1 protein-coding gene is annotated in these 249 nt (G+C 75.5%); it reads right to left on the bottom strand.

What is annotated here, in order from left to right:
- Positions 1-220 (bottom strand): ParA family protein (locus AC0IVP_RS22005; RefSeq protein ID WP_471759292.1); only part of this gene is annotated, 220 nt, incomplete at its 3' end.
- Positions 221-249: the final 29 nt, after the last annotated feature.

Genomic DNA, 249 nt, shown 5'->3' with positions numbered 1-249 from the left:
CGACGAGGGCGGCACCCAGGTTGATGGTCGACGTGGTCTTGCCGCCGCCGCCCTTCTGGTTGCACATCGCCACGATGCGGGCCGGTCCGTGCCGGTCGCTGGGCTTGGGCGTGGGCAGCGGACGCTGCCGCGCACGCGCGGGGTCCTGGCGGCCGGCGGGCACGCCCATCTCCCCCTCCGGCGCCCCCACGTGCGGGTGCGCGACGGCGGAGCTCGTCACGACGGGTGTCGCCATCCTCGGTGCCTCTT

It is taken from the genome of Klenkia sp. AC732 (genome assembly GCF_979256525.1).
This window is presented reverse-complemented; position numbering and strand designations above follow the sequence as displayed.